The organism is Vibrio sp. DNB22_10_4, assembly GCF_052879755.1.
This window is the reverse complement of sequence record NZ_JBNNXW010000049.1, coordinates 1-316: the sequence shown is the minus strand read 5'-3', so window position 1 is coordinate 316 and position 316 is coordinate 1. Positions and strand designations below refer to the sequence as shown.

1 tRNA gene is annotated in these 316 nt (G+C 40.5%); it reads right to left on the bottom strand.

Features of this window, described 5'->3' with window-relative positions:
• Positions 1-135: 135 nt before the first annotated feature.
• Positions 136-211, bottom strand: a tRNA-Ala gene (locus tag ACVA6Q_RS24600).
• Positions 212-316 lie beyond the last annotated feature (105 nt).

Genomic DNA, 316 nt, shown 5'->3' with positions numbered 1-316 from the left:
GACATAGGATTTGAGAACTTTTAAATGAATAACATTAATCAAATGTTATTCGTCAGCTTTCCAAATTGTTAAAGAGCTAATCACTTCAAATGAAGTAACCATTTCTAAATATTCTCGAGAGAAAACACTTAAAGATGGTGGAGCTATGCGGGATCGAACCGCAGACCTCTTCGCTGCCAGCGAAGCGCTCTCCCAGCTGAGCTATAGCCCCATCTGGAAAAGGTTTCCTTACTCTTAACTTACAAACCTAATCAATCTGTGTGAACACTCATCGCAATAATCTATTCGTATAAGGAGGTGATCCAGCCCCAGGTTC